This is a genomic window from Actinoplanes sp. NPDC020271 (assembly GCF_044388125.1).
Lineage (GTDB): Bacteria > Actinomycetota > Actinomycetes > Mycobacteriales > Micromonosporaceae > Actinoplanes.
In genome coordinates, this window is the sequence record NZ_JBIRWQ010000071.1 from 1 (window position 1) to 6,279 (window position 6,279).

At 69.2% G+C, this 6,279-nt stretch carries 9 protein-coding genes; all 9 read right to left on the reverse strand.

What is annotated here, in order from left to right; all coding sequences use genetic code 11:
• Window positions 1–92 precede the first annotated feature (92 nt).
• On the reverse strand, window positions 93–467 hold the full coding sequence (locus ACH442_RS47725) for a hypothetical protein (RefSeq protein ID WP_396344869.1): 375 nt from the start codon (window positions 465–467) through the stop codon (window positions 93–95).
• Complete coding sequence (locus ACH442_RS47730) at window positions 464–1,180, reverse strand: diguanylate cyclase domain-containing protein (protein ID WP_396344870.1); 717 nt, start codon at window positions 1,178–1,180, stop codon at window positions 464–466. The genes ACH442_RS47725 and ACH442_RS47730 overlap by 4 nt, the downstream gene beginning before the upstream one ends.
• 135 nt (window positions 1,181–1,315) lie before the next feature.
• Window positions 1,316–1,915, reverse strand: coding sequence for a hypothetical protein (locus ACH442_RS47735; protein WP_396344871.1), 600 nt, complete (start codon window positions 1,913–1,915; stop codon window positions 1,316–1,318).
• The gene (locus ACH442_RS47740; protein WP_396344872.1) at window positions 1,908–2,378 is read right to left on the reverse strand and encodes a hypothetical protein; all 471 of its coding nucleotides are present in this window, start codon (window positions 2,376–2,378) and stop codon (window positions 1,908–1,910) included. Before ACH442_RS47740 ends, ACH442_RS47735 begins: the two co-directional genes overlap by 8 nt.
• A gap of 110 nt (window positions 2,379–2,488) precedes the next feature.
• The gene (locus ACH442_RS47745) at window positions 2,489–2,914 is read right to left on the reverse strand and encodes a hypothetical protein (RefSeq protein WP_396344873.1); all 426 of its coding nucleotides are present in this window, start codon (window positions 2,912–2,914) and stop codon (window positions 2,489–2,491) included.
• Window positions 2,915–2,946: 32 nt separating this feature from the next.
• Window positions 2,947–3,567 (reverse strand): RNA polymerase sigma factor, encoded by a 621-nt coding sequence (locus ACH442_RS47750; protein ID WP_396344874.1) that lies wholly within the window; start codon window positions 3,565–3,567, stop codon window positions 2,947–2,949.
• Window positions 3,568–3,701: 134 nt separating this feature from the next.
• A complete protein-coding gene (locus ACH442_RS47755) occupies window positions 3,702–3,995 on the reverse strand; it encodes a hypothetical protein (RefSeq protein WP_396344875.1) in 294 nt (97 codons plus the stop codon).
• 32 nt (window positions 3,996–4,027) lie between these two features.
• Window positions 4,028–4,486 carry a hypothetical protein gene (locus tag ACH442_RS47760; RefSeq protein ID WP_396344876.1) on the reverse strand — a complete coding sequence of 153 codons (459 nt, stop codon included), beginning with the start codon at window positions 4,484–4,486 and terminating at the stop codon, window positions 4,028–4,030.
• Between the two features lie 833 nt (window positions 4,487–5,319).
• The gene (locus ACH442_RS47765; RefSeq protein WP_396344877.1) at window positions 5,320–6,165 is read right to left on the reverse strand and encodes a TRM11 family SAM-dependent methyltransferase; all 846 of its coding nucleotides are present in this window, start codon (window positions 6,163–6,165) and stop codon (window positions 5,320–5,322) included.
• Between the last annotated feature and the right edge of the window lie 114 nt (window positions 6,166–6,279).

A 6,279-nucleotide genomic window follows, 5' to 3' on the forward strand; every position in this document is an offset into this window, starting at 1 on the left:
AACTGCTCGGGATACTTCGAGGGACGAGGCACCGGGACATCCTTCCCCAGACTGCTGTCTGGTTTCGAGATGTCCGGTCCCGAGGGGGAACCTCATTGTGTGTACTCGTCGCTGCCGGCCCGCCATCCCACGATGCCTGCACACCGGGCAGTGAGGCCGCCGATGTCGTCGGCTTCGATGTGCTGAGCGCACCGGTAGCAGACGTGCCATTGGTCGTTGTAGGTCCGGAGGATTCCGGCTTCGAGCGCTAGGAATTGGATGAGACCAGTCCGGTAGTTCCAGACTGGCAGCTCGTCGGTACATGTGTGGCACCGGTCGAAGGGTCGCCGGACGTGGTCGGCGTCCACGGGGACTACGTCGTGCGGTGCTTCGACAACGGGATGGCGGTATTCGACCTGGTCGCCGTGCCGGTCCTCGGTGAGGACTCGGCGGCACGTGGCGCAGGCCATCCGCCTCGTGAGGTTCATTCGCCGCCCCCGGTCTGGGTGCGGCGCCGGTCGCGGAGGCGGGGTCCTCGGCGCGGCCGGTAGCCGGGCATCGCCATGCCGGGCCGGTGGAAGACGTACCTGTCCCCGCCCTGCTGCTTGGCGTGATACATGGCGATGTCGGCGTAGTGCAGGGCGACACCTTCGAGCAGGTCGGTGCTTGAGCCGACGGCGAGGCCGATGCTCGCGGTGGTCTTGACGGTGATCGGCCCGTCGTCGGCGCGGACCTCGATGGGTTCGGCGATGACGCTGGTGAGCAACAGAGCCATTTGGTCAAGCCTGTCGGTGTCCAACGGCGCGATGATGGTGAACTCGTCGCCGGAGAGCCGCGCGGCGTGTCCGCCGTAGAGGGCGGCGAGTTGTCCGATCCGGGTGGCGGTCGCTTTGAGCAGGTCGTCTCCGGCGTCGTGGCCGTAGGCGTCGTTGACTTGTTTGAACAGGTCGAGGTCGATGAGTACGGCGATCATCTGTCGGTGCTGGCCGGAGGCGGCGGTGGCGGTGTTGATGGCCCGCAGGCCGGTGCGGTTGTGCAGGCCGGTGAGCGGGTCGTGGGTGAGCTGCCAGACGGCGTCGGCCAGCTCGTCGCGCAGCTGGGCGATGATCGGCCGGGTTGCCCTGCGGCTGATCAGGAAGCCGGTGGCGGCTCCGAGCGTGGCCGCCACGAGGGTGGCGATCACGACGGGTGTGGTGAACACTGGGTTCCTCCATTCCGATGGAGAAACCCGGGACGCACGTTTTCGAGGCGAGGCGTCCCGGGTTCCTGATACGACGACGGCCCGCCTTTGGCGGGCCGTTTTTGTGCTTCGGGTCGCCGTGCGCGGCGGCCCGGGTCAGGTCGTCTCGGGCGTCGCGGTCGAGCCGTCGAGACTCCAGGTGGCGCCGACGCGCGCGGGGTACCGTCCAGCGGAGCCCTCGATGCCCGGGTACGGCGACGGGTAAGGCTCGTCGGTGCGGGGCCGCCGGCCGATCACCTGTGTGGAGCCGGGCGGGCTGCCCTTCGGCCGTAGCTCGTAGCTTTCGGTCACGCCCCTGACGTAGTCGATGTCAGAGGCGAACGGCCGGTAGTCGCCGCGCAGGATGGTGCCGCCGAGCCGGTCACAGCAGCTGACGGTGACGGGGTACCAGCCGGTCATCGCGACGGTGGCGGTGTGGCCGCAGGACAGGTCAAACTCGAACACGCACAGCCGGTACTCCTGCTGTTCGCCGTCGGCGGCCGGGCTGGTGGGCGCGGCCGGGGCGCACGGCTGGCAGATCGGGCCGAGGTCGATCTGGTATCCGGCATCGCACTTTTCGCAGACGATCCGCAGACAGGCGCGGCATTCGCCGGATGCGACGGCGGTGAGGCTGGTGCCGCAGAAGCCGCAGTCGCCGGTCAGGCATTCGTCGGTGTGCTGGCCGGGCCGGTGCTGGTGGCAGGGGTGGTCACGCACGGCTGCCCCCGCGCAGGTATTGGTAGATGACCTCGGCGGTCAGCCCGTACCCGGCGACATTCCGGGGCGGGTTGATGCGTCGCCATTGGAAGGGACTGCACGAGTCATCGGTCGTTAGGAACACCGTGATGTCGTTGGCAGTGACTCCGACGACGTCGCCGGATCCCATGCCTGCTCGTCCTAGCAGCCTCAACGTACAGGCGAGCAGGAAGTCCGTGTCGCCCTCGCCGTCGCTGTGGGGGTGGGCGACGCCAGGGAGCGCGCAGTCCTCGCCGCGGCCGGATTCCAAGTAGCCGAGGTCGATGCTCATCACGAAGCGGATGTGCGAGGCGATCGCTTCTGGGCTGGTTTCAGCGGGGAGGTCCCGCCAGTGGTTCAGGATCTTGGTGAGGGCGTGGCCAGGCTCGTATGGGAAAAGTTGGCTGTCGGTGTTTCGGTATACGTCGATTTTGAACAGGGTCACGGTTGAGCCTTTCGTGAGTCTGAGGAGGGAATTCGTGACACGACCGGTGGCCCGGCGAGAGCGGCGTTCAGGTGGCGCTGGTGCAGTCTCCGAGGAGATGGCGGCGGTGATTACCCCCGGCGACCTTTGCGTAGGTGCTGGTAGATGGCCTCAGCGGTCAGCCCTTTGCCGCTGCGGTTGCTGGGGATCGGGATGACCCGCCATCCGTTGAACTCGCACGCCAGGAAGGTTGTGTTCTGCTCGGTGGTGATACCGAGGACGTCGCCGGCCGACAGGGAGCGCAGCTTCAGCAGCCGGTAGGTGCAGGCGAGCAGGAAGTCCAGCTCGCCGCCGCGGTCGGGGTAGCCCCGGCGGCCCTGCAGGCTGTCGAGGTCGTCGTTGAACACCCGGTAAGCCCACTCACCGACGTCTTCGAGACTGGTCTGGTCGGGGAAGTGCCGCCAGTGGGAGATGACCTTGGTGAGGGTGTGGCCGGGCTCGTACGGGAAGAACCGGCTGTCGTTGTTGTGGTAGACGGCGATGTAGAACAGCGTCATCAGTGGGCCTTTCGCTGGTTTGTGAGTTGGATTCATGCCGCGACGGGCGCAGCGGTGAGGGCTGCTTGGAGCTGACGCAGGCCGCGCCGTTCCAGGTCGCGGACGGCTTCGGTGCTGCGGTTCATGGCGTGGGCAGCGGCGTCGCGGGGGTAGCCGTCGAGGTAGCGCAGCTGGATCGCGCGGCGCTGGGCGCCGGTCAACTTCGCCATCGCGTGGGCGAAGGTGATCCGGCCGAGCCGGGCGGGCGGCCCGGCGGCTGCCGGGGCGGCCGGGGCGGGCTCGTGGTCGCGGACGGCGTACGCGGCGCGTACGTAGCGGCGTCGGGACCAGTCGTGCTGGTTGCACGCCTTCGCGGCGTGCCAGATGAACCAGCCGCGCACGTCGAGCAGCGCGGCGGACAGATCCGCCAGGGCGCTGGTGAACGCCTCTTGCACGAGGTCGTCGATTGCGTCGCGGTCGCGTCCTCGCAGCCGGACGGCCACGTACCGGGTGACCGGCTCGCGGAAGGCGAGGTACAACTCCGCGAACGCGTCGCGGTCGCCGTGCTGGGCGCGGTCGAGCAGGGCAAGAACCTGCGGGGCTACTTCCGGACGCTGGCGGCGCGAAGGCGCGGCGAAGTGATGGCGCGGCGTAGCGGGCTCGGGGTGCGGCATGGGATTCCTCCATCCATCAGGGGTGGAATCCGGGCACGCCGAATCGGCCGTGCCCGGAAGGATGCGCGGGGTTGCGCGGTCGGCCGGGCACGGCCGAAGAGGTGGTGCGAGCGGTTACGCGGGGCGTAACCGGGTCAGGGGTGGTACGGAGGCCGCCGGACGGGGTGGGCGTCCATGTCGTTGCGCAGCCGGGCGATCAGGTCGTCCGGGATCAGCGCGTACGGCTCGACAGCGGCGACGACGACGGCGGGATCGAGGATCGTCTCCAGCCGTCCGAGCTGGACGAAGTCCGGCGGGTTGTCGGGATCGGTGTCCTCGTCCCAGCTGAAATCCGCGACAGTGCAGAACAGGGTGCGGTGCGGATCCCAGCCGATCCGGACGGTGTAGCGCTCGAAGCCAGGTCGCGCAGTGAGGCCATACAGACTCATCAGGTGTCCCTTCGACGATTCGGGTCTGGCCGCTACTGCGTGAGTCCGTGCAGCCGAAGGTGCGCCTCTTTGAGGTGCGCCGCGACCAGCTCGCTGTTGGCGCCGGCGGCGCTGAGGCTGTCGGTGATCGCTCGCAGCACGTCAGCCGGTGCCTCGGCGGAGCCGGGGAAGGCGCGGGCGCTGGTGTGCGCGGCGATGCGCTGGATCATCTGGGTCAGGTGCGCCTGGGCGAGATTGAGGCCGCACAGCAGCCGAGGCAGCTCGGACAGGTCGATGCCCTTGGCGGCCCAGCCCATCGTGGTGTTGAGGTAGTCGGCGGCGATCACGAGCAGGAACGTCGCGGCGACGGTGAGCGCCGGGCTGGTGGCCCCGTCGGGGAGAACGCTGGAGAGCTGGTCGATGACGGCCTGGTGGTCGTCGTCGAGCTGCGGCGCGTCGTCGAGCAGGCCCCACCATTCGGTGTCGGACAGGTACCAGGCGGGTTGGAGCATGTCGTCCTCCTACGGACAGCAAGAAGGCGGCCATCAGGTGATAGCCGCCGGGCGGGAAAAGGGGTGTGCGCTACCGTGCCCTGGCCGCGTCAGCGGAGGACGTCGGTATTTGGGTGCCGGATCCGAGGCTGGCGGCGGCGGCCGACCGTGATGGTGGGCGCGATGCCGTCGCGCGAGGCAGGGGATCAGGGCACACAGAGAAAGAAGAGAACCTTCAGCGTATGAGGACTGGTGGGTCGCGGTGCCCGGCTGTCAGATCGTCCGGTCTGGCAGAACCTGTCAGCCGGGGCGTCCCGCAGTCCCTGTCAGGTCCCGGCACTCGAGCGGGACGGTGCGGGACACCGGCGGAAGTCCCGCTCGACGGGACTCCCCGCAGCCGGCGGTCCCGCTGGGCGGCCGAGCTGGAGCGGGATCCGCCGCCGGGACTCGTCCGACGGCGGCCGGTCCCGTAGAGTCCCGCGCCCGAAGGCGCGGGATGCGGCCCACCGGTCACCGGCAGTCGGCTGGTGACCGATGAGATCGCGACGCTGGCGCGGGCAGCGAATCGGGCGGCCCTGACAGGTGACCGGGCGGCCCTGACAGGTTCCCCGGTTTCTGGCCCTACGGCACCTGTCAGGTTTCGGATGCGCCGCCGCACGGGCCTGTCAGGTTAGACGCGGTGGTCAGCGATAGGGCCGCCACCACGGATAACGTGACGGTCCCAGAGGCGCGGCCTCGGCACCGCGTCGGGCTGCGGACGGCGCCGAGGCTTCACTGCGGGAAAAGGGGCCTGAGCAGTACGGACACTCGGCCGCGCCGCAGGAGCGCTTGGGTTCGTGGGAACTCAAGCGGTTTCAGCAGCGCCGTAGGACGAGCACATCCTCGTGCGCGATGAGGTGCACGGGGATGCCTTCGGCGCGGGCTCGGCGTACGGCCATGAGCCCGAACATGGAGGCGCGGTGCACGATCTGCCCGTCACGGACGGCGGCGAGCATCGCCGCGCACCGCTGCACCGGGACCAGTCCCGCCGACCGGGCGACGGCGAGTAGTTCGCCGGGAAGGTCGATCAGGTCGTCCCGCTGGCGGCGTACCGGTCGGCAGGTGATCACCACGGTCCCGCCGGGACGCAGCAGCGAGGACGAGGCGGCCAGGATCGTGGCGAACCCGTCGAGCAAGCGGGACCATCCCGCATAGGCGAGGTTGCCGCGTTCCCGGTCCCCATAGAGGTGGTCCCGCTTGCGTACCCCGGTACTGTCCGCCCGTACGAGCCCGTGAGTCCCGCGCCCGTACGGCGGTGAGGTGAGCACGAGTCCCACCCGGCCGAGCGCGGACGCCGGGACCAGATCGAGCAGTCCCGTGGCGTCGCCGTTGATGACCTTCCCGGTGCCGGCCGCGCCCTGCGACGAAGCCAGGGCGATGTTCTGCTCGGCCAGCGTGGTGAACCGGGGCTCGATGTCGATACCGATCGCGTCGCGGCCCAGGTGCATGGCCTCGACCAAGGTGGTGCCGGATCCGGCCATCGGATCGAGCACCAGGTCACCGGGGGCGGTGAACGAGCTGATCGCGTGGGCGGCCAGGTTCGGCAGCATCTTGCCCGGGTGGGTGGAGGTTTCCGGGACGTAGCGGCCCCGGCGCTGCTCACGTGCCGGTTGCTGGCAGGTCAGCCAGACCGAGGTGACTGGCAAAGTGTCGTCAGCCATCGCTGCCTCCGTTCTCCGTCGCGCTGCGGGTCATGATCAGCACGTCGGTGTGGATGTCGAGTTGGGTCTGCTGACCCCGGCGTGGCGGCCGGTCGGTCGCCACGATGTGCTGCA